The organism is Roseateles sp. GW823-FHT07B05 (assembly GCF_058794515.1).
Genome location: NZ_JBXAGX010000008.1, coordinates 14,951 through 40,821 on the forward strand (window position 1 = coordinate 14,951; position 25,871 = coordinate 40,821).

Genomic DNA, 25,871 nt, shown 5'->3' on the forward strand with positions numbered 1-25,871 from the left:
TCTAGGGCCTGCCAATCCGTGGTTTTCGTTCAGCCAGCCTGTGGCAACGTTAGCCGCATGACGGTGCCCAGCGGGCCGGTGCGCAGCAATTCGGCCCCGCCGCCATGCAAATCCATCACGCGGCGCACGATGTACAGGCCCAGCCCGTGGGCCGACTCGTGCCCGCCGCCGCGCGCGCCGCGCGTGAACAGCCGTGGCAGCAGTTCGCGCGGGATGCCGGGGCCGGCGTCGGCCACCTCGAACTGCAGCGCGGCGGGTTCGTCGAAGTCCATCACGTGCAGCGTCACGGCGCTGGGGCCCGGCGCGTACTTCAGCGCGTTGGACAGCAGGTTGCGCAGCGCCAGCCGCATCAGGCTCATGTCCATCAGCGCGGTGCGCGTGGCGGTGTGGCGGTGCACGGCGATGCGGTCGCGCTGCTCGCGCGGCAGGTCGGCGATGGTGACGGCGATCAGCGTGTCGATGTCGGTGTCCAGCCGCGCGATGCGGCCGCCGCCGGCCAGCAGGCTGGCCGCGGCCAGCGTGTTGTCCACGCCCGCCAGCACCTGGCCCAGCACGGCCTGCGCGCGCGTCAGCCGCTCCTGCGCCTGGCGCTCGCCGCGGCCGGCCAGGCTGGCGGCGGCACTCTGCAGCGCGGCGCTGGCGTTGTTCAGCGGCTGGCGCACCTCGTGGGCCAGCACGTCCAGCATCTCGGAGCGCTCGCGCAGCAGCTGGTCCAGCTCCTGCACATGGCGCTCGGTCTGGCGGCGCATGCGCTGCTCCTGCGCCAGCTCGGCGCGGCGCTGCAGCTCCTCGGTGATGTCGTCCACCAGCGCCAGCGCGCGCAGCGGCCGGCCCCGCGCGTCGTACTCGGCCACCGCCGACACGCGCACGTCGCGCAGTTGCCCGTCGGCGCAGATGAGCTGCACGGCGCAGTCGTCAACATGGCCGTCCCGCCACACGGCCGGGCGGTAGACCTCGCGCACCTGCCGGCTGGAGTCGGGCGTCATGAAGTCGTCCAGCAGCCGGCCGATGACCTGCTCGCGCCGATAGCCCAGCCGCTCCAGCCAGCGGTCCGACACGCTGAGCAGCCGGCCCGCCGTGTCCACCGAGTGCATCAGTGCCGGCGTGGCCTCGTACAGCGCGCGCAGCCGCTGCCGGCTGTGCTCCAGCTCGACGGCGGCGCGGTGGTGCTCGGTGACGTCCTGCAGCGCGCCCACCAGCCGCACCGGCGCGCCGTCCTGCCAGTCCACCTGGCCCTGCGCCAGCACCCAGATCTCGCGGCCGGCCGCCGTCACCAGCGGCAGCTCCAGGCTCCAGGGCTCGCCGTGCGCGATGGCGCGCTGCACGGCGGCCTCGATGGCGGTGCGCGCATCGGGCTTGTAGTAGTCGACGGCCTCGTCCAGCGTCGGCCGGTGGCCGGGCTGCAGGTCATGGATGCGGCAGGTCTGGTCGCTCCACACCAGCTCCCGGGTCTGCAGGTCCAGGCTCCAGCCGCCCACGCCGGCGACGCGGCCGGTGCGATCCAGCAAGGCCTTGCTCTCGCGCAGCTCGCGCTCGGCGGTGATGCGGTCGGTCACGTCCTCGGCGATGCCAACGTAGCCGGCCGGCTGGCCGTCCGGCATGCGCAGCGGCTGCGCGCGCGCCCACACCTGGCGCGGCCCGCCGCCCGCGCCGCGCACGCAGTAGCGCATCTCGAAGGGCTGGCGGCGCTGCACGCAGCGCCGCCAGTGGTCCAGCGCGGAGTCGCGGTCCTGCGGCAGCAGCGCGGCCGCCCAGCCGTCACCCAGCGCCTGGGCCGCGGCCAGGCCGTAGATGCGCTGCCAGCCCGGGTTGGTGTAGATGAAGGCGCCGGCCACGTCGGCCCGGAAGATGCCCAGCGGCGCCGTCTCCGCCAGCACCTGGAAGGGCTGCAGATCGGCGTCGGCCGCGGCCAGCGCGCGCTCGCGCATCATCAGCGCCTCGGCGGCCGCGTCGGCCAGCCGCATCAGCGCCTCGCGCTGTTCATCGGTCAGCTCGCGCGGGCGGAAGTCCAGCACGCACAGCGTGCCCGGGTGGCTGCCGTCGTCCAGGCGTACCGGCACGCCGGCATAGAAGCGCAGCGGCGGGTCGGACAGCACGTCCGGATGGTTGGCGAAGCGCTCGTCCAGCCGCGCGTCGCAGACCTCGAACAGCCCGTCGGCCAGCATCGTATGCGCGCAGAAGGTCTGCGCGCGCGGCGTCTCGTGGCGCCCGAAGCCCACGGCCGCCTTGAACCACTGGCGGCGCTCATCCAGCAGCCCCAGCAAGGCCACCGGCGTGCCACAGATCTGCGCGGCCAGCGCGGTCAGGTGGTCGAACAGCGGCTCGGGCGCCGTGTCCATGACCGACAGCGCGGCCAGCCGCGCGAGGCGGCGGTCTTCGTCGGGCGGCGGCGGGGGGGCGGTCCACATGGTTGCAAGCTTAGGGCACGCGAACCGCCAGCCTCGCGGGCGCGCCCGAGTTCAGCGCGGCGCGCCCGGGCGAGGGGCCAGTGTCCTGAGCCAAAAAGCCTCGTACTTGCGATGCCAGCCGGCGGGCTTGACGACGCCGCCCAGCGCGTGCGCGCCGTCCGGGTCCAGGAAAAGCTCCACCAGCGACTCCTTGCCCGAGTCCAGCAGCTCGCGGTAGACGTTGACCGTGTCCTGGTACAGCACGTTGGGGTCCTGCATGCCGTGCACCAGCAGCAGCGGCTTCTTCAAGCCCCTGGCCAGCGGCAGCAGCGAGAACTTGCGCAGGTTGGGCTTGCTGCGGTCCACCTTGCCGATGGTGCGGCCGCTGTACCAGCTGTTGTAGTTCTCCCATTCGGTCGGGCCGGCGCCGGCGATGCCGGCGGCGAACAGGTCGGGCCGCGTGTACATCGTGTACTGCGTCTGGAAGCCGCCGAAGCTCCAGCCGTTCAGGCCCACGCGCGCCGGATCCACGCCGTAGGTCGGCAGCAGCTTGACGAGGTCTTCCAGGTCCTCGCTCTGTGGCTCGCCGGGGCGCTCCCAGTTGGCATCGGAGAACTTGCGGCCGTAGTTGCTGTGGCCGCGCGGGTCCACGGCCACGGTGACGAAACCGTGCTTCGCGGCCATGTACTGGCCGAACAGGTAGGCGGTGTTCTGGAAGCTGTCGACCTCGACGATGTGGCGGTCGTTCAGCGGGCCGCCGTACACGTAGACGATGCCGGGGCGCTTGTCGCTGGCCTGCCAGCCGGCAGGCTTGAACACGTAGGCCTCGATGCGGTCGCCATGGCGGTTGGTGAACGAGAAGCGCTCGGGCTGCAACAGGGCCAGCGAGCCCCAGGCCTTGTCGCTGCTGTCGGTCAGCGTGCGCGGCGCGGCGCGGCCATCGGTGGCCAGCAGCTTGAGCTCGGGGCGCTGCGCCCAGTTGCCGGCGTTGGCGGCCACCCAGCGGCCGTCTTCCGACGCGGCGGCGCCGCGGTGGTACTCGCCGGCCGCGCCCAGCGCCTGCACGGCGCCACTGGCCATGTCGACGCGCACGAGGTTCATCGCCGCCTTGTCGCCCTGGTTGGCCAGCGCGAACAGCGCCTTGCTGTCGGCCGTGAAGCCGATGACCTGGTGGGCTTCGAACTCGCCCTTCACCAGCGGCCGCAGCGCCTTGCTCGCCACGTCGATGGCATAGGGCTGGCGCCAGCCGGCTTCGTCCAGCGCCAGCACCAGCGTCTTGCCATCCGGCGTGAAGCGCGGCTTGAGCACGTTGACCACCTCGTGGCCCACGTCGCCGCGGCGCTCCAGCACCAGCTCGGGCTTGGCGGTCTCGTCGCAGGCCGCCGGGCCGTTCCCAAGGCCTGCAGCGCCCCCTCGGGGGGCCGCTGGCGTACTCGCCGGCGAGGGGCAAGAAGTACTGCCCAGGTAGACGCGAAGCAGCTCCTTCTCGCGCTCCCAGGTCGTGAACGCGTAGCGGCTGCCGTCCTTGGCCCAGGCCACGTCGCTCATCTCGAACCAGACGTCACCGCCCGCGTTCGTGAACACCGGCGCGGGCTGCTTGCGCGGCGCGTCACCGGCCGCCGGCACCGGGCGGATGTACAGCGCCAGCGGCGGCTGCGTGCGCTTGTCGTCCGACACCTCGCGGCTGACCTTCTTGGCCGTGGCCCAGCGGTCGCTGTAATTCATGATCTCGACCTGGCGGCCCGGCGGCGCCGGCTTGTCGTCCGCGGTCTTCAGCGGCGCCTTGGCCAGCAGCGACATCCAGCGGCCGTCCTCGCTGATGCCGGTCTGCTCGATGCGGTACTTCTTCTGCTCGTCGTCGGGGTGGATCAGCTCGCGGTTGACCACCTGCACGCCGGCCTGGCGGAAGCTCAGGCGCAGCACGCGGGTCTCGTCCATGTAGATGAAGCCGGCATCGTCGGGCGTGTAGGCCACGGTGCGCAGCTCGCGCTGCGTGGCCACCAGCGGCTGGGGCGCCTTGGCATCGGGCTGCCAGCGGTACAGGCCGCCGCGGTACTGGAACACCAGCTCGTCGGCCTTGTTGGCCCACACGAACTGCGCCGGGCCGGGGTAGAGGTCGGCCGGCTTGAGCTTGTCGCGGGCGAGCTTCTTCTTCAGCTCGTCGCGCAGTTCCCAGAGCTCCTTCTCCTTGTCGTCCTTCTTGTCGGGCGACGAGGCAGCGGGCGACGGCGCGGGGGCCGGCTTGCCGGCGCGCCGGGCGGCCAGCACCGCGGCGGCGTACTTCTCGGCATCGGCCTCGGCCTTGTCGGCCGCCTTCTGCGCGTCGTCCCTGGCCTTCTTCTCGGCCAGTTCCTTCTTCAGCGCCTCGATCTGGGCGGCCTCCCACTGCGACATGTCGACCTTGTCGCCACGCAGGTAGGCCTGCTGCGCCAGCTCACGGGCCTGGCGCTCGGCGTACTCGTCGTCGCGCTGCTTGAGCTTCCTGTCGAAGCGCGCCATGTCCTCGGGCGCCTCGAAGGCGGCCATGACCTGGGGCGACGTGACCCGCGTGGTCTTGCCGGTGCGGGTGTCGTGCACCCACAGGTCGGTGCCAGGCTCGCCGAACGGGCTCCACAGCCAGGCCAGGTAGCGGCCGCTCTTGCTGAACGTGGCGTCCTTGGCGTTCTCGCCGCGGTAGGGCGCGGCGCGGAAGATCTGTTCGAGGGTGGGAACGGCGGCGGGCGCGGTCTGCGCCTGCAGCGGCACGGCGGCTGACAGGGCCAGCGCAAGCGCCAGGCTGCTCACGGCAGCGAAGGTCACGGGCTTCAAGGGGGTCTCCTGAATGGGGCCCCCGGTGGGGGGCGCCGCATTCTAGGGAGACCGTCGCCCCGTGCCGTTCGGCACGGACGCCCGTCAGCGGGCTGAAGGCGCCACCGCGGCCGCCTCACCGCGCGTCTTCCACATCGACACCACCACGCCACCGGCGATCAGGCCGAAGGTGACGCTCAGCGACACCACCGCCGGCACCTTGCCGATGAAGCCCACCAGGAAGATCTTGCTGCCGATGAACACCAGCACCAGGGCCAGCGCGTACTTCAGGTACTTGAAGCGGTGGATCATGGCCGCCAGCGCGAAGTACAGCGCGCGCAGGCCCAGGATGGCGAAGATGTTGCTGGTGTAGACGATGAACGGGTCGGTCGTGATCGCGAAGATCGCCGGCACCGAGTCCACCGCGAAGATCAGGTCCACGAACTCCACCAGCAGCAGCGCCAGCAACAGCGGCGTCGCGAAGCGCTCGACACGGCCCGTCTTGGGGTCGGCCTCGCGCACCCAGAAGGCGCTGCCGCGCAGGCCCTCCGTCACGCGCATGTGCTTCTTCAACCACTTCAGCAACGGGTTGTTGGCGATGTCGGGCTCGTGGTCCACCATGAACCACATCTTGATGCCCGTGATCACGAGGAACGCGCCGAACAGGTAGAGCACCCAGCTGAACTGGCTCACCAGCGTCGCACCCAGCCCGATCATCAGCGCGCGCAGCACGATGACGCCCAGGATGCCCCAGAACAGCACGCGGTGCTGGTACTGCCGCGGGATGGCGAAGAAGCCGAAGATCAGCGCGATGACGAAGACGTTGTCCATCGACAGCGACTTCTCGATCATGAAGCCGGTGTAGTAGTCCATGCCGCTCTGCGCGCCGAGGTACCACCACACCCAGGCACCGAAGGCCAGCGCCACGCCGATGTAGCCGGCCGACAGCAGCAGGCTCTCGCGCACGCCGATCTCATGCTGGTCGCGGTGCAGCACGCCCAGGTCGAAGGCCAGCAGCGTCACGACGACGCCCAGGAAGGTCAGCCACAGCCAGACCGCCTTGCCGAGGAAGTCGGCGTTCAGCAGCGATATCAATGCATCCATGAAGACTCTCCCCAACGATCAGGCTGAAACCAGCGGCACGGTCTGCGCACGGCGCGTGCGCTGCCAGGCCGCCAGACCCACGTGGCTCAGCGCGCCAAGCACCAGCAGCAACCCCGTGCCCAGCGCCCACAGCACCCAGCCCAGCAGCGTGACGCCACCCGCCAGGGCCGGCACCCAGCCAAGCAGGGATTGCAGCTGCGGCGCCAGGTTCTCCAGCGAGCCCGCCAGCCAGTCCGCGACGGCGCCCGGCAGCCATGCGGCGAGCGACGCGGGCAGTTGCCAGTCGCCGGCGCCCATCTGGCCGGCGTGGCTGAGCAGCGCCGTGAGCAGCGTGTTGGCCGCCCAGACGAAGGCGGACCAGCAGGCCAGCAGGGCCAGTACGACGGCCCACAGGGCGAGAAAGATCATGGCGGGACTCCGATTCATGCGAGGCCCGCAGTGTGTGGGCGGGCCGCCCGCCGAGGAACTGCCCGCCGGCTCAGCCTGACTTCGAGAAAACAGAAGTTGCCGCCGGGCCGTTCACCCCTGCAGGCCGACGGCGCCCTGCTGCCGGGCCACGGCGGCGGCCTCGCGCAGCAGGTCATCCTGCCGGCCGCGGCGCCCCTCGCAGGCGGCCAGCAGGCGCAGCAGATCGACGCGGCAGTAGTGGTCCTGCATCGCGTCGGCATGGGCCAGCGTCTGGCGCAGCAGCGCGCCGGCCTCGCGCCAGGCAGACAGGCGCACCAGCGTCGTCGCCAGGATCCAGCGCGCCGTGGTGGTGCCGGCCTGGTAGGACTGCTGCATCTGCGCCGCGGCCGCCATCAGCGGCGCGGTGTCGCGCAGCTCGCCGCGGTGCGCAGCGGCCCAGGCCAGGAACAGCTCGTTGACACCCTGCCACAGCGGAAAGCCGTGGCGGCGCCCCAGCTGCGCGCCCTGCGCGGCGTAGGCGACGAGCGCGTCCACGTCGCGGTCGGTCCAGCTCATCGCGGCGGCAAAGCTGAGCGCGAAGCACAGGCTGTGCGTGTGCCCGCCGGCGCGGGCGCGGGCGATGGCCTGCGTGGCGTCGCTCCGCGCCGCCTCCGGCCGCCCCAGGAACCAGTGGTTCCAGCAGCGGAAGGCCTGGATCAGCACGGCCAGGTCGTCCGCGCTGCCCGGCTGGGCCGCCGCCACGGCGCCCGAGTCGGCCAGCGCCAGCCCCTCGTCCTGGTAGGCCAGCGCGTCGGCGAAACGGCCGGCCCAGAACAGCGAGTTGCCCTGGGCGAAGCAGGCCATCAGCCGCTCGGCCGGCCGCCGCGCCGTGGCCTCCAGCGCCGCGGCAATGGCCAGGCCGTCATTGCGCCCCTGCGACGCCGCGCCCCAGTACAGGCCCGACAGCGCCTGGAAGCGCAGTGCGCGCTCGTCCTCGGTGGGCGACGGCAGCGCCGCCAGCGCCTCGTGCACCTGCCCGTGCAGCGCCCAGGCCAGCGGTGAGCCGTAGCCCTGGCATTGCAGCGCCGCGGCGGCGAGCAGCAGCCGCAGCGTGCGCGCCCGGGCGGGCAGGCCCAGTTGCTCGGCCAGCGGCAGCGCGCGCTCGAAGTGCGCCAGCGCATCGGCCGCGAAGGCGCGCTGCAGCGCCGACTCGCCGGCCTGCTGCCACAGCGCCAGCGCCTGCGCCGTCTCGCCGGCGGCCTCGCAGTGGGCCGCCCGCTCGGCTGCATGGGCGGTGGCATCGCGGCGCTGCAGCTCGTCGGCGCAGCGCCGGTGCCAGTCGCGGCGTGCCGGCGCCGGCAGGCTGGTGCAGGCCGCCTCGTGCAGCAGCGCGTGCCGGAAGCGGTAGTGGCCGCCCGCCGCCGGCTCCAGCAGCCGCAGGTGCACGGCCAGCGGCAGCACGTCGGCCACCGGACGGGCCGGCAGCAGCGCCTGCAGCGCCGCGGCGTCGAACGACTGCCCCCAGACGGCGGCCACCTCCAGCACCTCGCGGTCGGGGCCCAGCCGGTCCAGCTCCGCCTGCATCAGCAGCCGCAGCGGCAGCAGCCGCGCCTCGTCGTGCAGCAGCGCCTGCGTCTGCGACTCCACCATCAGCGGCAGGCCCGCGCAGTTGCCGCGGATGCCCGCGCGCTGCTGGGCGTCGAGGCGGCCGGTGGGGTCGAGCCGGTCCACGAGACGGTCGACCTCGCCATCCGTCAGCGGCGCCAGGTCCAGCACCTGCAGCTCGGCGCCGGCGGGCGGCAGGTCGGTGTCGGGCCGGGTGGTCATCAGCATCAGCAGGCGGTCGCCGGCGTCCAGGCAGGCGGCACAGCGCGTCAGCAGCTCGCGGCTCATGCGGTCGCTCCAGTGCAGGTCGTCGACGAGCAGCAGCACCGGCCGCTGGCGGCACAAGGCCGTCAGCAGCCCCAGCGCCAGCTCGAAGGCCTGGGCCGCGAGCGGCCCGCCGGCCGCGTGGCCGCCCAGCGCCAGCAGCAGGCGGGCATCGGCCGCGGCATCGCGCCCGGGCCAGTGCCGGCCTATCCAGCCTTGCAGCGCGGCGAGCCGGTCGGCGTCCGGGCCGCCTTCCGGGCAGCCGCTGGCCTGCGCCACCAGCCGCAGCCACGGCGCCAGCGGCTGGTGCTGGTCCTGCAGCAGGCAGCGCATCGGCAGCACCCAGGCCTGGCCGCGAACGCGCCGGCCCAGCGCCTGTGCCAGCGCCGACTTGCCGACGCCGGCCTCGCCACGCAGCACCAGCGCGCCCGGCCGGCCGCTGCCCGCCTGCGCCCAGCGCGCCAGCAGGGCCTCCAGCACCACCTCGCGGCCCACGAAGCGGCGGCCCGTGCCGCGGGCGGTGGGCCGGTCGCGCAGCACATGCAGGGCGCCGAGCTCGGCGTCGGCGGGCAAGGCCCGGCAGCGCAGCCGCTGGCCGAGCGCCGCGCGCATGGGGTCGTCGAGCCAGGCCTGGCCGGCCGGCGCCCGCGACGCGACGCGCTGCGCCAGCCGCGGCAGCGGCCCCGGCAACCCGGGCCAGCGGCCGGGCGCCTGCCCGGGCGTGGGCACGCGGTGCACGACGCCCGCCACCAGCCCGGCGCGCAGCGCCCGCCCCTGCACGACCTGCCGGCACGCCAGCGCCGCGCGCAGGGCCGCGTCGGCGCTGGCGCCCTCGGTGTCGAACAGCGCCCAGAAGCCCGGGCCCATCAGCGGGTAGCACTGCGCGCCGGCCGATGCCGCCAGGTCCCGCTGCGCCTGCACCAGTGCCGGCAGCGCCACCTCGTCGTGCAGCTCCGGCATCGCCTCGACCCAGGCCAGCGCCAGCCAGCGCTGCCGCGCCCCGGCGCCCGCGGCGGGTGGCGGCTCGGTGGATGGCAGCGGCGCGGGCGTGGTCGTCGGCGTGGGCCCGGGTACCGGCCCGATGCGCGGCCGCAGCCCCAGCTGGCTGACCATGGCCTGCTCCAGCTGCGCGTAGACCTGCCGCGCGCCGGGCTCATCGCCGCACTGGCGCAGCAGTGCCATGAGCGCCTGGGCGGCAGCCTCGTCCAGCGGATGGCGCTCCCAGCGCCGCCGCGCCGTCTGCACCGCGGCGGCGCGCCGGCCCTCGGCCCATTGCGCGTCCTGCAGCGCGCGCAGCAGCGTGTCGACGCCCGCCTCCAAGCCGGCGCGGACCTGGCGCAGCCAGTCGTCGAACTCCGTCCCGATGGCAAGCGCCGGCCGGGCCAGGAAGGCCTCGCCAGCGGCCGGCCAGCGCTGCTCGAAGCCCGCCAGCCAGCCCGCGGCCGCGGCGCCAGCCCCGGGCAGTGCCACCGCATCGGCGGCCTCGCGCAGCCAGTGCAGGTCCACCGCCACGCGGGCCTCGTGCGGTGCCGGCGGTCGCAGCGCGATGCTGTCGCGCCCGGCCACCAGCCAGGCGGGAGCGCCGGCCTTGGACAGCACGCCCAGCAGCTGGCTCAACACCTGGCGCAGGTTGGTCAGCGCGGCGGGCGGCGGCAGGTCCGGCCACAGCAGCGCCGCGATGTCGAGGCGGCCCAGCTGGCCCGCGCGATGCTCGGCCAGCAAGGCCAGCAGCGCGACGCTCTTGCGGTAGCGGAGTTGGGCGGTGAGGTCCCGGCCGTTCCAGGTCAGCCTCGCCTCGCCAAGCAGGCTCAGGGCCAGGACAGGGGGATTCATCGGGCGCGCAGCCTAAACGCTCCTGCCCGCACCCCGCCCCCGCAGCTGCGGGGGGCAGCGCCGCCCAGGGGCGCTTACGACCCTCTTACGCGCCGGCCCTATGGTCCCGCCCCATCGCGCCGGCCGCACCGACCGGCCCCTCGCCTCGTCCGCACCATGAAACAAGCCCTTCTTCCACGACTCGCCCAGCTCGGCATTGCCCTGTCTGCCGCCCTGTCACCGCTGGCCCATGCGGGTCTGGTGACCTACACCACGACGGCGAGCCGCATGAGCGCGACGCCGTTCGACAGCGAAAGCCTGAGCTACCGGCGCTTCGACGACGACCTGGGCGTGCTGCGCGAGGTGCGGCTCACCTACGACTTCACGCTGCACCAGACCATCGTCTACAGCAACCTGGGCAACGACCCGGCCCGCCTGAACGTCGGGTACGGCGGCGGCGTCTACGTCTCCGGGCCCGTCGCGTGGGGAAAGAACACCGATCAAGGGGTTTGGCTGGATGTGCCGGCGCACACGCGGCAGGAGTCGTTCGAGTACGACTGGGCCCAGCAGTTCACCACCACCCTCACGCAGGACCTCGACCGCTTCATCGGCGACACGCCGGCGTGGATGAACATCTCCATGCACGCCGACGTCCGGTCGAACGCCGGTGGCTACCTGGGCATCGGCTCGATGAGCAGCATCAGGCTCAACGTGCGGTTCGACTACATCTACGACACGCCACCGCCACCGACCGCGCAGGCGCTGCCCGAGCCCAGCTCGCTGTCGCTGGCGCTGGGCGCTTGCCTGGCTGCGGTGGGCTTCCAACGCCGCCGGCGCGGGAGCCGCGCATGAAGCCCCTGTGCGTCACCGCCGCAGGCGCCGCCCTGCTGACGGCCGCACTGCTGGCCGCCACACCGGCCCGGGCCGGCGTCCTGACGGTCACCACCCAAGAGTCGGGCCTCCAGTCCTGGTACAGCACGCTGGAACTCGCCCAGTTCGACGGCCGGCTGGGCCAACTGCGCGAAGTGCGCATGCTGTTCGATGTCGAAGCCACGCATGAGTACCTGGTCCACAACCCCTACACACGCCCCATCGACGCCAGCATCAGCTTGTTGAGCGACTTCAGCATCGGCAGCCGATGGTCCTCGACCCGGACCATCATGAACAAGAGCGTGGACGTGCCCCTGGCGGTGTCGGACACCTGGGTACTTCTGACCGAACATCAGTCATCCAGCGACACCGTGAAGCTGCAAAACCGTCTCGAAGATTTCATCGGCACGGGACGCTGGTCGCTCTGGGTGCATAGCAAAAACGACGTGACGCCCAACTACTGGACGGCGGACATCGCCAACGTGATGTCGATGACCACGTCCACACTGCGGCTGCGCGTGGACTACCTCTACGACGAGCCCCCCGCGCCCCAGCCGCAACCCATTGACCACCCGCTGCCCGAGCCGGCAACGCCCGCGCTGGCCGGGCTGACGCTGCTGGCTGTCGCGTGGCAACGGCGCGCCGCACGCCGGGCCTGAGCCCGCCGCGCGTCAGCCCGCCACCCGCGCCAGCACCGGCGCCAGCGCCACGCCCGTGTGGCTGCCGCTGGCCACCACCTGCTCCGGCGTGCCCTCGACGACGACGCGCCCGCCGGCCGTGCCGCCCTCCGGCCCCAGGTCCAGCACCCAGTCGGCCTCGGCGATGACGTCCAGGTCGTGTTCGATGACCACGACCGAATGCCCGCCCGCCACCAGCCGGTGCAGCACGCGGATCAGCTTCTCGACGTCGGCCATGTGCAGGCCGACCGTCGGCTCGTCCAGCACGTACAGCGTGTGCGGCGCCTTCTGGCCGCGCCGCGTCACGTCGTCGCGCACCTTGACCAGCTCGCTGACGAGTTTGATGCGCTGCGCCTCGCCGCCGGACAGGGTGGGTGATGGCTGGCCCAGCGTCAGGTAGCCCAGGCCCACGTCCTTCAGCAGCTGCAGCGGGTGGGCGATGGACGGCATGGACGCGAAGAACTCCACCGCCTCGTCGACCTCCATCTGCAGCACGTCGCCGATGCTCTTGCCACGCCAGCTCACGCCCAGCGTCTCGGGGTTGAAGCGCTGCCCGTGGCATTGGTCGCACGGCACCTTCACGTCGGGCAGGAAGCTCATCTCGATGGTCTTCATGCCCTGGCCTTCGCAGCCGGGGCAGCGGCCCGCGCCGGTGTTGAAGCTGAAGCGCGCCGGCGCATAGCCGCGTGCCTTGCTCTCCAGCGTCTCGGCGAACAGCTTGCGGATGGCGTCCCAGAAGCCGATGTAGGTGGCCGGGCAGGAGCGCGGCGTCTTGCCGATGGGGGTCTGGTCGACCTCCAGCACGCGGTCGACCTGCTCGTGGCCCTCGATGCCGTCGCAACCCGCCCACTTGGCCGGCGCCTTGCGCAGCGGCACCGCCACGGCCATGTTGGCCAGCAGCACGTCGCGCGCCAGCGTGGACTTGCCGGAGCCGGACACACCCGTCACCGCCACCAGGCGGTGCAGCGGCACATCCACCGTCACGCTCTGGAGGTTGTGCAGCGCGGCGTTCAGCACGGTCAGCTTCGGCGCGGCCGGGTCGATCGCGCGGCGCTCCTGCAACGGGTGGATCAGCGGCCGGGCCAGCATGCGACCTGTCGTCGATTCGGGCTGCAGCGCCAGCTGCGCCGCCGTGCCCTCGGCCACCACGCGGCCGCCGCGTTTGCCGGCGCCGGGGCCAATATCGATGATGTGGTCGGCGCGGCGGATGGTGTCCTCGTCGTGCTCGACGACCACCAGCGTGTTGCCCTTGTCACCCAGCGTGGCCAGCGCCTTCAGCAGGATCTGGTTGTCGCGCGGGTGCAGGCCGATGGTGGGCTCGTCCAGCACGTAGCAGACGCCCTGCAGGTTGCTGCCCAGCTGCGCGGCCAGGCGGATGCGCTGCGCCTCGCCGCCCGACAGCGTGGGCGCCGCGCGGTCCAGCGTCAGGTAGCCCAGGCCCACTTCCTCCAGGAACTCCAGCCGGCCCAGGATCTCGCTGACGACGTCGCGCGCGATGTCGGCATCACGGCCTTCGAGGCGCAGGCCCTGCACCCAGGCGCGCGCCTCGCCCACGCTCCACGCGGCGACGTCGCCAATGCCCCGGTCCTCGAACTCGACCGAACGAGCCGTCGGGTTCAGCCGGGTGCCATGGCAGTCCGGGCACGGTGCGTCGGTCAGGCCTTCGACCTCGGCCTCCTCCGACGGGAAGCTCTGCTCGCGGCCGCGGTTGTCGTCGCCCTGCACGCTGTCGTCCAGCGCCTTGCGCTGCTCGCGCGTCAGCGCCAGGCCCGTGCCCACGCAGCCCTTGCACCAGCCGTGCTTGGAGTTGTAGGAGAACAGCCGCGGGTCCAGCTCGGGGTAGCTGGTGCCGCAAACCGGGCAGGCGCGCTTGGTGGAGAACACCTTGACGCTGCCGACGCCGGCGCCCGTCGCGCCGCCTTCCACGCTGAGGCCGTCCAGCGGCGCCAGCAGATGCAACACGCCCTTGCCGGCGTCCAGCGCCTTGGCGAGCAGCTCGCGCAGTTCGGCCTCGCGCTCGGGCTCGATGACGAGGTCGCCGACCGGCAGCTCCAGCGTGTGCTCCTTGAAGCGGTCGATGCGCGGCCACGGCGACGTCGGCAGGAACTCGCCGTCCACCCGCAAGTGCGTGTGGCCACGGCCCTTGGCCCATTTGGCGAGGTCGGTGTAGACGCCCTTGCGCGCCACCACCAGCGGCGCCAGCAGGCCCACATGCTGGCCGCGGTAGTCGCGCATCAGCTGCGCGGCGATGGATTCGACGCTCTGCGGCTTCACCGGCGCACCGTCGTTGACGCAATGCTGCACGCCCAGCTTCACGTACAGCAGGCGCAGGAAGTGCCAGACCTCCGTCGTCGTCGCGACCGTGCTCTTGCGGCCGCCACGCGAGAGGCGCTGCTCGATGGCTACGGTCGGCGGGATGCCCCACACCGCGTCCACCTCGGGCCGGCCGGCCGGCTGCACGATGGAGCGGGCGTAGGCGTTCAGCGATTCGAGGTAGCGGCGCTGGCCCTCGTTGAACAGGATGTCGAACGCGAGCGTGGACTTGCCCGAGCCCGACACGCCCGTCACAACGTTGAACTTGCCGCGCGGGATGTCGACGCTCAAGCCCTTGAGGTTGTGCTCGCGGGCGTTGACGATCTTGATGGCCTCGTCGGCCTGACGGCGCGCCTGGATCAACTGCTGCAGCGGCCGGCCTTCCTCCACGGCCATCGCCGGGCGGTCCATGTGCAGCGCGTAGTCGCGCAGCGCGGCGGCGGTGTGCGAGGTGGCGTGCTGCGCCACGGCCTCGGGCGTGCCGACGCAGATGACCTCGCCGCCGCCCTCGCCGCCCTCGGGGCCCAGGTCGATGAGCCAGTCGGCCGCGCGGATGACATCGAGGTTGTGCTCGATGAGGATCAGCGAATGCCCGGCCGTCAGCAGCTTGCGCATCGCGCGCATCAGCTTGGCGATGTCGTCGAAATGCAGGCCGGTCGTCGGTTCGTCGAACAGGAACAGCGTGCCCTTCTTGGCCACGCCGAAGCGCGGGTTGCTGGCGGCCTCGGCCAGGAAGCCGGCCAGCTTCAGGCGCTGCGCCTCGCCGCCCGACAGCGTCGGCACCGGCTGGCCCAGGCGCACGTACTCCAGGCCCACGTCGACGATGGGCTGCAGCTTCTGCAGCACGGCGCGGTGCTCGCTGAACAGGTGCGCGGCCTCGGCGACCGTCAGCTCCAGCACATCGGACACGCTCAGATCGCGATCCTTCAGCGACAGCTTGACGTCCAGCATCTCGGCGCGGAAGCGCTTGCCGTCACAGTCCGGGCAGCGCAAGTAGACGTCGCTGAGGAACTGCATCTCGACATGCTCGAAGCCGGAGCCGCCGCAGGTGGGGCAGCGGCCGTCGCCGGCGTTGAAGCTGAACATGCTCGCGGTGTAGCTGCGCTCGCGGGCCAGCGGCGTGTCCGCCATCAGCTTGCGGATCTCGTCCCAGGCACCGACGTAGCTGGCCGGGTTGGAGCGCGCCGTCTTGCCGATGGGGCTCTGGTCGACGAACACCGCGTCGGCCAGGAAATCGGCGCCCAGCAGCGCGTCGTGCGCGCCCGGCGTCTCGGTGGCCTTGCCGAACTGGCGGGCCAGCGCCGGGTAGAGCACGTCCTGCATCAGCGTGCTCTTGCCCGAGCCCGACACGCCGGTCACGACGACCAGGCGCTGCAGCGGGAATTCGACGGACACGTCAAGCAGGTTGTGCTCGCGCGCGCCCTGCAGGATGAGCTTGGGGGTGTTGTCCTCCACCAGCCGCTTCAGGCCCATGCCGACGTGCTTGCGCGCACCGAGGTAGGCGCCGGTCAGCGTGTCGGCCGCGCGGATGGATTCGGGCGTGCCGTCGAAGACGATCTGCCCGCCACGCTCGCCGGGGCCGGGGCCCATGTCGATGAGACGGTCCGCGGCCAGCATGACGGCCGGGTCGTGCTCCACCACCACCAGCGTGTTGCCCGCGTCGCGCAGCCGCTGCATGGCCTGCACGATGCGGCCCATGTCGCGCGGGTGCAGGCCGATGCTGGGCTCGTCCAGCACAAACAGCGTGTTGACCAGGCTGGTGCCCAGCGCGGTGGTGAGGTTGATGCGCTGCACCTCCCCGCCGGACAGCGTGCGGCTCTGGCGGTCCAGCGTCAGGTAGCCCAGGCCCACGTCGCACAGGTAGCGGCTGCGGTGGCGGATCTCGTCCAGCAGCAGCTTCAGCGCCTCGTCCAGCATCGTGCTGGGCAGCTGCAGGCCGTCGACGAAGTCGCGCAGCCGCTGGATGGGCAGCTGCATCAGATCGTGCAGGCTCAGGCCCGGCAGCGCTTCCAGCTGCTCGCGGGTCCAGTCCACACCGACGGGCAGAAAGCGCTGCGCAGCCGGCAGCGCCGCATCGGCCAGCGCCTTGCTGCCCACGCGCCACAGCAGCGCCTCGGTCTTCAGCCGCGCGCCGCGGCAGGACGGGCATTCCGTGTAGCTGCGGTACTTGGACAAGAGCACGCGGATGTGCATCTTGTAGGCCTTGCTCTCCAGGTAGTCGAAGAAGCGCTTGACCCCGTACCACTGCTTGTTCCAGTTGCCGTTCCAGTTCGGCGTGCCGTTGATGACCCAGTCGCGGTGGGCCGGGCTCAGCTCCTTCCACGGCGTGTCGCGCGGAATGCCGGCCTCGCCGGCGTACTTCAGAAGGTCGTCCTGGCAGTCCTTCCACGCCGGCGTCTGCATGGGCTTGATGGCGCCGTTGCGCAGCGTCTTGCGGTCGTCGGGAATGACCAGCCCCAGGTCCACGCCGATGACGCGGCCGAAGCCGCGGCAGGCCTCGCAGGCGCCGAACGCCGAGTTGAACGAGAACAGCGCCGGCTGCGGGTCGGCGTAGCGGATGTCGCTTTCGGGACAGTGCAGGCCGGTGGAAAAGCGCCACAGCGTGGCCCCTTCGTCACCCACGTAGACGCTGAGCCGGCCTGACCCTCTTTTGAGCGACAGCTCGATGGCCTCCATGGCCCGCTGCTTGTCGGCGCCGAGGATGCGGAAGCGGTCGGCCACCACGTCCAGCACCTTCTTGCCATCCGTTTCACGCTCGGCCTGCACGCGCGTGAAGCCGCTGGCCGACAGCCACTGCGCCACCTGTTCGGCACTCGTGTTGGCCGGCAGCTCGACCGGAAAGGTCAGCACCATCCTGGGGTCCTGCGCGGCCTCTGCACGCGCCATCAGCTCCGCATAAATGCTCTGCGCGGTGTCATGCCTGACGGGCAGCGCCGTCTGGCGGTCAAAAAGCTCCGCCGCGCGGGCGTACAGCAGCTTCAGGTGGTCGTTGAGCTCCGTCATGGTGCCCACCGTGGAGCGGCTGGTGCGCACCGGGTTGGTCTGGTCGATGGCGATGGCCGGCGGCACGCCGTCCACCTTGTCGACCGCCGGCCGGTCCATGCGGTCCAGGAACTGGCGCGCATAGGCGGAGAAGGTCTCCACATAGCGCCGCTGGCCCTCGGCGTAGAGCGTGTCGAACACCAGGCTGGACTTGCCCGAACCGCTGGGGCCCGTGACGACGGTCAGTTCCGCCGTGCGCAGGTCGAGATCGAGGTTCTTGAGGTTGTGCTGCCGGGCGCCTCGGATGCGGATCAGACCGTCGGTCATGGTGGGGGTCAAAACTGCGAAGGCGAGCAGTGTAGGGAGGCGGCTTGACGAAAACTGTCAGCACGCGCAGCCTACGTGGGCGACCAAGGCTCACCGTATTTGTGGGAGTTGAGGTTGCGCATCGGCACAGGCTGAGGCAACAATGGCCAACCCCTTACCGGGGGATATAAAAACAAGCGAAAACCGAGGACACGGGATGGACAACACAAGGCTGCTTGCCCCACTGACAACGCATCCGCTCTGGCTCAGCGCCCCTCCCGGTGGCGCCGGGGCCGGCGCGCTGCAGCCTTGCCAGGACGGGGACGTCAGTGGCCAACGCCAGCCCCAGGTCCTGCTCGTCGAGGACAACCACATCAACCAGGTCGTCGCGCTGGAGTTCCTGGCGCTGATGGGCGTGCAGGCCCGCCTGGCCAAGAACGGCATCGAGGCGCTGGCCGCCTGCGAGGAAACCGCCCCCGACCTCGTGCTGATGGACATCCAGATGCCCGGCATGGACGGCCTGGAATGCGCCCGCCGCCTGCGCGCGCAGCAGCGCGAGGGCCGCATGCCCGGCTTCCCCATCCTGGCGCTGACGGCGCACGCGCTGGACGCCGACGTGGCCGCCAGCATGGAAGCGGGCATGGACGAGCACCTGACGAAGCCGCTGGACTTCGTGGCGCTGCGCGCGCGGCTGCAGCGGTGGCTGGATTTGCCTCCAGCTAATTGACCCCTCGCCCGGTCTCGCCGCGCTGAACGCGGGCGAGCCCAGTCGGTCCCCCGAGGGGACGGCGATGCTCGCGGCGTTGAGCCGCTCGCACATCGCCCGACGGGCCGGCTTGGGGCGGCCCTGCGCTCGGCCCGGCTTGCCGGATCGACCGGCAAGCGCGAACTCAAGCAGCCGGCACGTAGACGTACCCAACGTTCCTCACCGTCTTGATGACCTCGGGCTTGTCGGGGTTGCGCTCGACCTTGCGGCGCAGGCGCATGACGCGCAGGTCGATGCTGCGGTCGAAGACGTCCCAGCCGCGGTTGTGGGCCTGTTCCATGATCTGGTCGCGGTTCAGCGGGCGGTTGGGGTGGCGGGCGAACAGGGCCAGCAGGTCGAACTCGGCGGCGGTGATGTCGATCTCCTCGCCGCCGGCGCCGAACAGCTTGCGCCGCTCCAGGTCCAGCTGGCAGGGCCCGAAGGCCACGCGCTCCGGCTCCACGTCGGCAGCGGCCGCGGGCGCGCTGACCTGCAGGCGGCGCAGCACGGCGCGCACACGGGCCAGCAGCTCGCGCAGCTCGAAGGGCTTGGCCACGTAGTCGTCGGCGCCCACCTCCAGGCCCACGATGCGGTCGATGGCCTCGCCGGCCGTCGTCAGCATCAGCACCGCCAGCCGCGGGTGCGCCTCGCGCAGCGCGCGGGCCAGCGACAGGCCGTTCTCGCCCGGCATGTTGATGTCCAGCACCGCCACGTCGGGCACGCGCCGCGCCACCTCGGCGCGCGCGGCAGCGGCGTCCTCGGCCTGCAGGACCTCGAAGCCGTTGCGGCCGAAGTACTCGGCCAGCAAGGCGCGCAGTTCGGGCTCGTCGTCGACGAGCAGGACGGTGGGCAGGCTGTCTGGCATGGCGGCGAATGATAGGCAGGCGCACCGGCCGCGGCACGGCGTTGAAACAAACGCAACACAAGGCCCGGCAGCCTGAAGCGCGGCTGAAACGCCCGCCTTCGACAGTGCGGTCACCGAACAGGAGCACCGCCATGAACTACCGCAGCGACAACCCCGCCACCGACTGGCCCGAGACCCTGGCCGTCGTCTACCGCAGCGAGGCCTTCGCCGAAGACCTCGACGACGACCAGGACACCCCGCCCGCCCCCGGCTGGCACCCGCTGGAACGCCTGGTGGCCGCGCTGCCGCTGCTGTGCATCTTCCTGCCCGTTGCCGACGCCTATCTCCGTTGACCCCTCGTCCGACGAGGGGCCGGTGATGCTCGCCGGATTGACCGGCAAGCACATCACCAGGACGGGCCGGCTCGGGAGCAACCCGGCGCTCGGCCCGCAACTTCCTGCCGCCACCACGACTGAAAGCCTCCACCATGACCCCGCATCAGATCCACCTCATCCGCACCAGCTTCGAACCGCTCAAGCCGCTGGCCGCTCCCGTAGCCGAGGCGTTCTACGCCCGGCTGTTCACCCACGACCCGGCGCTGCGCACGCTGTTCCGCGGCGGCGACATGGCCCAGCAGGGCGAGCGCCTGATGCAGATGCTGGCCGCCGCCATCGAGCTGCTGGACCGCCCCGGCGCGCTGACGCCCGTGCTGCTGCGCCTGGGCCAGCGCCATGTGGCCTACGGCGTGGAGGCCGCCCACTACGACAGCGTCGGCGCCGCACTGCTGGACACGCTGGCCGCCGGCCTGGGCGAGGGCTTCACGCCCGAGATGCGCGAAGCCTGGACGGCGATGTACCGCGTCGTCGCCCGCACGATGCAGGAAGGCGCCTCGGCTGCGGTACTCGCAGCCTGACTTCCCTATCATCGGCCGCGCTTTCAGGGAGAGAGGGCCGATGACCGAAGACATCCATTTCCACCCCACGCCCGATGCCGGCGTGGGCGAGCTCAGCTGCGTGCTGCAGGCCACGCTGCCGCTGCTGTCACAGCTGCTGGAGGCCGTGCCGGCGCGCGTCGTCGTCATCGACGTCAACGAGCGCCTGGTGTGGGCCAACCAGGAGTTCTTCCGCTTCACGCGGCTGCATCCCAAGCAGGTGCTGTCCCAGCCCATCGCCCGCATCATTGGCGACGCGGCCTACGCCAGCTACGACAGCGTGCGCCCGCGCCTGGCCAGCGGCCAGACGGTGGCCTGGGAGGGCTGGACGGAACTGGCCGGCATGGGCCGGCGCTACATGCGCGAGCACCTGGTGCCGGTGGACGTGCGGGACGGCGTGCCGCAGGCCACCGTCGTCATGAGCCTGGACCTGACCGAGCTGAAGCGCCGCGACGCGGAGCTGTCCGCCAAGGTGGCCGAGCTGGAGGCCAGCGAGGCGCTGAAGTCGTCCATCTTCGACAACGCGATGGCCGCGCTGGTGTCCACCGACGAGACCGGCCACATCGTCGAGTTCAACCCGGCCGCGGCGGCCATGTTCGGCATCGCGCGCGAGCAGGCGCTGGGCCGCGCGGTGGCCGAGGTGATGATCCCGCCGCGGCTGCGCGCCGCGCATGACGCCGGCATGGCCCGCGTGACGGCCGGCGGCGAGCAGCGCGTGATGGGCCGGCGCGTGGAGATGCCGGCGCTGCGGGCGGACGGCAGCGAGTTCCCGGTGGAGATGCTGCTGTGGCGCACCGCCGTCGGCGCGCAGACCTTCTACACCGCATCGCTGTTCGACCTGTCCGAGCGCCAGACCGCGCAGGGCGAGATCGAGCGCCAGCGCGAGGCGCTGCGCCAGAGCGAGAAGCTCACGGCCATGGGCAGCCTGCTGGCCGGCGTGGCGCACGAGCTGAACAACCCGCTGTCCATCGTCATGGGCCGCGCGTCGCTGCTGGCCGAGAAGATGACCGGCCACGCGCTGGCCGCCGACGCGCAGCGCATCCACGAGGCCGCCGAGCGCTGCGGCCGCATCGTGCGCACCTTCCTGAACATGGCGCGCAGCCGCCCGGCCAACCGCAGCGAGGTGGCGCTGAACGACCTGGCCACCGCCGCCATCGACATGCTGGCCTATGTGCTGCGCAGCCACGGCATCGCCGTGACGCTGGACCTGCTGCCGGGCCTGCCTCCGGTGAAGGCGGATGCCGACCAGATCGGCCAGATCGTGCTCAACCTCATCGTCAACGCGCAGCAGGCGCTGGGCCTGCGCGACCACGGCCGCCAGCTCACCGTCTCCACGGGCCTGGCGCCCATGACCGAGGGCGACCGCCGCCGCGTGCCGCGCGTGTGGCTGCGCGTGCGAGACAACGGCCCCGGCATCGCGGCGGACCTGCGCGAGCGCATCTTCGAGCCCTTCTTCACGACCAAGGTCGAGGGCGTGGGCACGGGCCTGGGCCTGGCCGTGTCGCGCTCCATCGCGCGCGACCACGGCGGGGAGCTGACGCTGCAGGACGACGAAGGCATCAGCGCAGGCGCCTGCTTCTGCCTGCAGCTGCCCGTCAGCGGCGAGCCCGAGACGCGCGAGACCGAACCCGCGCCGTTGCCCGACACCGACGAACAGAGCGCGCGGCTGCTGGTGGTGGACGACGAGCCAGAGATCGCGGAGCTGATCGGCGAGATGCTGGGCAGCGCCGGCTACGAGGTCATGACCGCGGAGTCCGGCGCCGTCGCGCTGGCGATGCTGGCCGAGGCCCGCTTCGACGCCATCGTCAGCGACCTGCACATGCCCGACCTGGACGGCGCCGGCCTGTGGCGCGAGGTGAAGCGCACCCAGCCCGCGCTGGCGCGGCGCATGCTGTTCGTCACCGGCGACACGCTGTCGCCCACGGCGCGTCAGTTCCTGGACGAGGCCCGCTGCGACCGCTTGAACAAGCCGTTCGCGAAGGCCGAGCTGCTGGCCCGCGTGACGGCGCTGCTGCAACCTTGATCCGGCCCTGCACGCGCCCATAATCGCCCCGCACAAAAGCATCAGGAGACAAGCCGATGAAGCGCCGCACCTTGCTGCCTGCCCTGTTGAGCCCCTGGCTGGCCCAGGCTCAGGGCACCAAACCCCAGACCTGGATCGTGCCCTTCCCCGCCGGTGGCGGCACCGACGCCTTCGCCCGCCCGCTGACTGCGGCGCTGACCAAGCAGATGGGCCGGCAGGTCATCATCGACAACAAGGGCGGTGCCGGCGGCACGGTGGGTGCCACCCTCGCCGCCAAGCTGGCGCCGGACGGCAACGGCTTCTTCATGGGCGCCGTGCACCACACCATCGCACCGTCCATGTACCCGAAGCTGGACTACCGGCTGGAGGACGACTTCGTGCCCGTCGCGCTGCTGGCCAGCGTGCCGCAGGTCATCGTCGTGCACCCGGGCCAGGTGCCGGTGGCCGACCTCAAGGGCCTGCTCGCCGCGCTGCGCGCCAAGCCGGGCAAGCTGAACTACGCGTCGGCCGGCAACGGCACCTCGCACCACCTCGCGGGCGAGCTGTTCAAGCTCAACACCAAGACCTTCATCACCCACATCCCCTACCGCGGTGCGGGCCCGGCGCTGCAGGACCTGATCGCCGGCCAGGTGGACCTGATGTTCGACGGCCTGGGCTCGTCGGCCAGCCACATCAAGGGCGGCCGCATCAAAGCGCTGGCCGTGGCGTCGGCCAAGCGCGCCGTGGGCTTCCCGGACGTGCCCACGGCGGCGGAAGCCGGCGTGCCGGGCTACGAGGTGTCCACCTGGTACGGCCTGTGGGCGCCCAAGGGCACGCCCAAGGACAGCCTCACCGCCATGCAGGCCGAGCTGCGCAAGGTGTTCGCGACGGACGAGATCCGCAACATCTGGCACGGCCTGGGCGCCGAGACGCCCAACCTCTACGGCGACGCGTTCGGCCAGTTCGTCAGCGCCGAAACGAAGCGCTGGGCCGCGGTCGTGAAGGCATCAGGCGCCAAGCTGGACTGAGGGGACGATGAACCTGTACGCCGCCCTGCGCGCCGGCTTCCCGGCCGACCTCGACGCCACCGCCATCGACCACGACGGCGCGCTGTATTCCTGGCGCGACCTGGAGCGTGGCAGCGCCATGCTGGCCAACTGGCTGGACAAGCTGGCCCTGCCACCCGGCAGCCGCGTGGCGGTGCACACCGACAAGAGCGTCGAGGCGCTGATCCTTTACCTGGCCGTGCTGCGCGCGGGCCATGTCTACCTGCCGCTGAACCCGGCCTACCAGGCCAGCGAGCTGGAGCACTTCATCACCGACGCGGCGCCGGGCGTCGTCGTCTGCGCGGGCAGGAACTTCGGCTGGGTCAGCAAGCTGGCCTTCCAGCGCGGCGTGCGCTGGGTGTTCACGCTGAACGACGACCGCACCGGCACGCTGCTGGACCGCGCCGTGCAGATGCCCGATGTGCACACGCCCGCCGAGCGCGGAGCCGACGAGCTGGCCGCCATCCTCTACACCAGCGGCACCACCGGGCGCAGCAAGGGCGCGATGCTCAGCCACGGCAACCTGCTGAGCAATGCGCAGACGCTGAAGACCTTCTGGGACTGGCAGCCGAACGACGTGCTGCTGCACGCGCTGCCCATCTTCCACGTGCACGGCCTGTTCGTCGCCATGCACGGCGCGCTGCTGAACGGCAGCAAGATGCTGTGGTTCAACAAGTTCGACGCGCCCGCCGTGGCCCGCCGGCTGCCGGAGGCCACCGTGTTCATGGGCGTGCCGACGCTGTACGTGCGGCTGCTGCAGGAGAAGGTGCTGGACACGCGCCACATGCGCCTGTTCATCAGCGGCTCCGCGCCGCTCCTCATCGAAACCTGGCGCGAGTGGCAGCAGCGCACCGGCCACCTGATCCTGGAACGCTACGGCATGAGCGAGACGCTGATGCTGACGTCCAACCCCTGCCGGCCCGCAGACGGCGAACGCGTCGGCGGCACCGTGGGCCCGGCCCTGCCCCGCGTGGGCCTGCGCGTGCTGCGCGACGACGGCGAGGCGTGCGCGGTGGACGAGATCGGCCATGTGCAGGTGCGCGGCCCCAACGTGTTCAGCGGCTACTGGCAGATGCCGGAGAAGACGGCCGAGGAGTTCACGGCCGATGGCTGGTTCAAGACCGGCGACGTGGGCCGCGTCGATGCGCGGGGTTACCTCACGCTGATCGGCCGCAGCAAGGACCTCATCATCAGCGGCGGCTTCAACGTCTACCCGGCCGAGGTGGAGGGCTTCCTGAACGAGATGCCAGGCGTCGGCGAGTCGGCCGTCATCGGCGTGCCGCATCCGGACTTCGGCGAGGCGGTGGTGGCGGTCATCACGGCGGCTGGGCAGCCTGATCCCGAGGTGCTGATCCGCGAGCTGAAGGGTCGCATCGCGGGGTTCAAGGTGCCGAAGCGGGTCATCGTGGTGCCGGAGTTACCGAGGAATGCGATGGGGAAGGTACAGAAGAAGCTGCTGCGGGAGCAGTACGCGGGGTTGTTCGCCTAGGACTTGATGCCCTGAGCGTCGTTGGGTGGCTTGCTCGTCAAGCGGCACCCCTCGCTGCATTGCCGGGAGTCCCGCCCGGCAATGCAGCGAGAACACTCCGCTCCGCGCAAAAAGCAACCGACAAAACCGCGCGGCTCAGCAGCTAACGCCAGCCTTCACCTCCCCCAACGCCAGCTGCAGCACCCGCGCATCGCTGCTGGCCCGGTGCCGCGTCAGCTGCTGCCGCGCCCGCACCGCCTCGGTGATGCCCTTCCAGCGCTGGGCTTCGTCTTCGTTGAGCAGCTTGCGCAGGTCGTCCAGCCGGAAGCTGGGCCGCAACTCGACGGCGTCATACAGCCGGTTCAGCCAGGTGTAGTCATGCCCCCAGCCGTCGCAGAACACGGTCTGGCCGCGCAGCCGAGTGTTGAGCTGCTCGGCCATCCAGCGTGCCGGCTTGCCGCAGCTGCGCAACAGGTCGCGGCTGATGCCGTGCAGCGACTCCGCCGCGGTGTCCCAGTGCAGCCAGTCGGGCTCGGGCTGGATGAGGCCGCAGAACAGCACGCCGTCGCCTGCGCTGTAGCCGATCTCGATGGGGTAGCTGCCGCGCCCGAAGCCGGAGGCTTCGATGTCGAGGATGGTTGGCAGCGGGTCCATCGGCCGGAGTGTGTCAGGCCGACACGGGAAGTTACACAGGGTTGTCGATGACGACTTCGCGCTCGAACAGCTGCTGCGCGGCACGGCCCACCTGGCGCGTGTCCCACCAGGCGTAGGCGCCCACGCCGGCCGCCCCCACCAGCGGCACCCAGCGCGACAGCGCCCGGGTCGCCGCCTGCTTGCCCAGGTGCATGCCGACGGCGGCGGCCGCGCGCTGCAGCAGTGCCTGGGCCGCGGGGCGCACGATGACGCGCTCACCCACGCGCACCGACAGGTCGCGCAGCGCCTGCGCCGCCGTGTGGCGGAACAGGCACCACATCATCTGCGTGGGACCCAGCTCGGCGCTGCGACCGTACAGCGCGGCGATGTCGGCCACCAGCTGGCGCTGGATGTGCCAGACGGCCAGCATCTCCGGCGCGATGGTGGCCCAGCCCAGCGGGCCGGGCGGCAGCGCCAGCGTGCCGGCGGCCAGTGCCGCCTTGGACGCGGCGCTCTCGATGACCTTGGCCGCCGCGTCGGCCGGCCGCGGGCTGACCGTGAAGGTCGGCTCCGGCGGCTGCACCACCAGTGCCAGCACCTTGTCACCCAGAGTCCTGCCGTCGGCCATGCGCATCCACCTCATTGCTGCCCACCCGCATTGCGCGGACCCGACAGAATGGCACAGACTCGCGCTTGCCGCACACGGCC

At 71.6% G+C, this 25,871-nt stretch carries 17 protein-coding genes; 8 read left to right on the forward strand and 9 right to left on the reverse strand.

Annotation, left to right across the window (positions count from 1 at the left end; genetic code table 11):
- Positions 1-29: 29 nt before the first annotated feature.
- The 5 genes from AC1Q7O_RS17535 to AC1Q7O_RS17555 all read right to left on the reverse strand — a co-directional run bounded on the left by AC1Q7O_RS17535 (position 30) and on the right by AC1Q7O_RS17555 (position 10,367).
- The gene (locus tag AC1Q7O_RS17535) at positions 30-2,408 is read right to left on the reverse strand and encodes a sensor histidine kinase (RefSeq protein WP_492660717.1); all 2,379 of its coding nucleotides are present in this window, start codon (positions 2,406-2,408) and stop codon (positions 30-32) included.
- Positions 2,409-2,459: 51 nt separating this feature from the next.
- Positions 2,460-5,186, reverse strand: coding sequence for a S9 family peptidase (locus AC1Q7O_RS17540; protein ID WP_492660730.1), 2,727 nt, complete (start codon positions 5,184-5,186; stop codon positions 2,460-2,462).
- A 93-nt stretch (positions 5,187-5,279) separates the two neighbouring features.
- On the reverse strand, positions 5,280-6,278 hold the full coding sequence (locus tag AC1Q7O_RS17545; RefSeq protein WP_492660716.1) for a TerC family protein: 999 nt from the start codon (positions 6,276-6,278) through the stop codon (positions 5,280-5,282).
- Positions 6,279-6,296: 18 nt separating this feature from the next.
- Entirely contained in the window at positions 6,297-6,686 is a 390-nt protein-coding gene (locus AC1Q7O_RS17550) for a hypothetical protein (RefSeq protein ID WP_492660715.1), read from the reverse strand.
- A gap of 111 nt (positions 6,687-6,797) precedes the next feature.
- On the reverse strand, positions 6,798-10,367 hold the full coding sequence (locus AC1Q7O_RS17555; RefSeq protein ID WP_492660714.1) for an ATP-binding protein: 3,570 nt from the start codon (positions 10,365-10,367) through the stop codon (positions 6,798-6,800).
- 156 nt (positions 10,368-10,523) lie between these two features.
- Between AC1Q7O_RS17555 and AC1Q7O_RS17560 the strand changes: the two genes are divergently transcribed.
- Complete coding sequence (locus AC1Q7O_RS17560) at positions 10,524-11,198, forward strand: choice-of-anchor E domain-containing protein (protein WP_492660713.1); 675 nt, start codon at positions 10,524-10,526, stop codon at positions 11,196-11,198.
- The gene (locus tag AC1Q7O_RS17565; RefSeq protein WP_492660712.1) at positions 11,195-11,875 is read left to right on the forward strand and encodes a PEP-CTERM sorting domain-containing protein; all 681 of its coding nucleotides are present in this window, start codon (positions 11,195-11,197) and stop codon (positions 11,873-11,875) included. Before AC1Q7O_RS17560 ends, AC1Q7O_RS17565 begins: the two co-directional genes overlap by 4 nt.
- Before the next feature lie 12 nt (positions 11,876-11,887).
- Here AC1Q7O_RS17565 and uvrA read toward each other — a convergent pair whose 3' ends face one another.
- A complete protein-coding gene (gene uvrA, locus AC1Q7O_RS17570) occupies positions 11,888-17,515 on the reverse strand; it encodes an excinuclease ABC subunit UvrA (protein WP_492660711.1) in 5,628 nt (1,875 codons plus the stop codon).
- A gap of 196 nt (positions 17,516-17,711) precedes the next feature.
- Between uvrA and AC1Q7O_RS17575 the strand changes: the two genes are divergently transcribed.
- Positions 17,712-18,221, forward strand: a complete 510-nt coding sequence (locus tag AC1Q7O_RS17575) for a response regulator (protein WP_492660710.1) — start codon at positions 17,712-17,714, stop codon at positions 18,219-18,221.
- A 163-nt stretch (positions 18,222-18,384) separates the two neighbouring features.
- Here AC1Q7O_RS17575 and AC1Q7O_RS17580 read toward each other — a convergent pair whose 3' ends face one another.
- Positions 18,385-19,104, reverse strand: coding sequence for a response regulator (locus tag AC1Q7O_RS17580; RefSeq protein ID WP_492660709.1), 720 nt, complete (start codon positions 19,102-19,104; stop codon positions 18,385-18,387).
- Positions 19,105-19,235: 131 nt separating this feature from the next.
- Between AC1Q7O_RS17580 and AC1Q7O_RS17585 the strand changes: the two genes are divergently transcribed.
- The 5 genes from AC1Q7O_RS17585 (at position 19,236) to AC1Q7O_RS17605 (ending at position 24,551) form a co-directional block, all read left to right on the forward strand.
- Positions 19,236-19,436: a hypothetical protein gene (locus AC1Q7O_RS17585; RefSeq protein WP_492660708.1), complete on the forward strand. Its 201-nt coding sequence runs from the start codon at positions 19,236-19,238 to the stop codon at positions 19,434-19,436.
- Between the two features lie 134 nt (positions 19,437-19,570).
- Positions 19,571-19,996, forward strand: coding sequence for a globin family protein (locus AC1Q7O_RS17590; protein WP_492660707.1), 426 nt, complete (start codon positions 19,571-19,573; stop codon positions 19,994-19,996).
- A 40-nt stretch (positions 19,997-20,036) separates the two neighbouring features.
- The gene (locus AC1Q7O_RS17595) at positions 20,037-22,037 is read left to right on the forward strand and encodes a hybrid sensor histidine kinase/response regulator (protein WP_492660706.1); all 2,001 of its coding nucleotides are present in this window, start codon (positions 20,037-20,039) and stop codon (positions 22,035-22,037) included.
- A gap of 56 nt (positions 22,038-22,093) precedes the next feature.
- A complete protein-coding gene (locus AC1Q7O_RS17600; RefSeq protein WP_492660705.1) occupies positions 22,094-23,044 on the forward strand; it encodes a Bug family tripartite tricarboxylate transporter substrate binding protein in 951 nt (316 codons plus the stop codon).
- A gap of 7 nt (positions 23,045-23,051) precedes the next feature.
- Positions 23,052-24,551, forward strand: a complete 1,500-nt coding sequence (locus AC1Q7O_RS17605) for a malonate--CoA ligase (protein ID WP_492660704.1) — start codon at positions 23,052-23,054, stop codon at positions 24,549-24,551.
- Positions 24,552-24,686: 135 nt separating this feature from the next.
- On the opposite strand, the gene AC1Q7O_RS17610 is transcribed toward AC1Q7O_RS17605, so the two are convergent.
- Both AC1Q7O_RS17610 and AC1Q7O_RS17615 read right to left on the reverse strand, forming a co-directional pair.
- The gene (locus tag AC1Q7O_RS17610; RefSeq protein WP_492660703.1) at positions 24,687-25,184 is read right to left on the reverse strand and encodes a 3'-5' exonuclease; all 498 of its coding nucleotides are present in this window, start codon (positions 25,182-25,184) and stop codon (positions 24,687-24,689) included.
- A gap of 31 nt (positions 25,185-25,215) precedes the next feature.
- Entirely contained in the window at positions 25,216-25,797 is a 582-nt protein-coding gene (locus tag AC1Q7O_RS17615) for a hypothetical protein (protein ID WP_492660702.1), read from the reverse strand.
- Positions 25,798-25,871 lie beyond the last annotated feature (74 nt).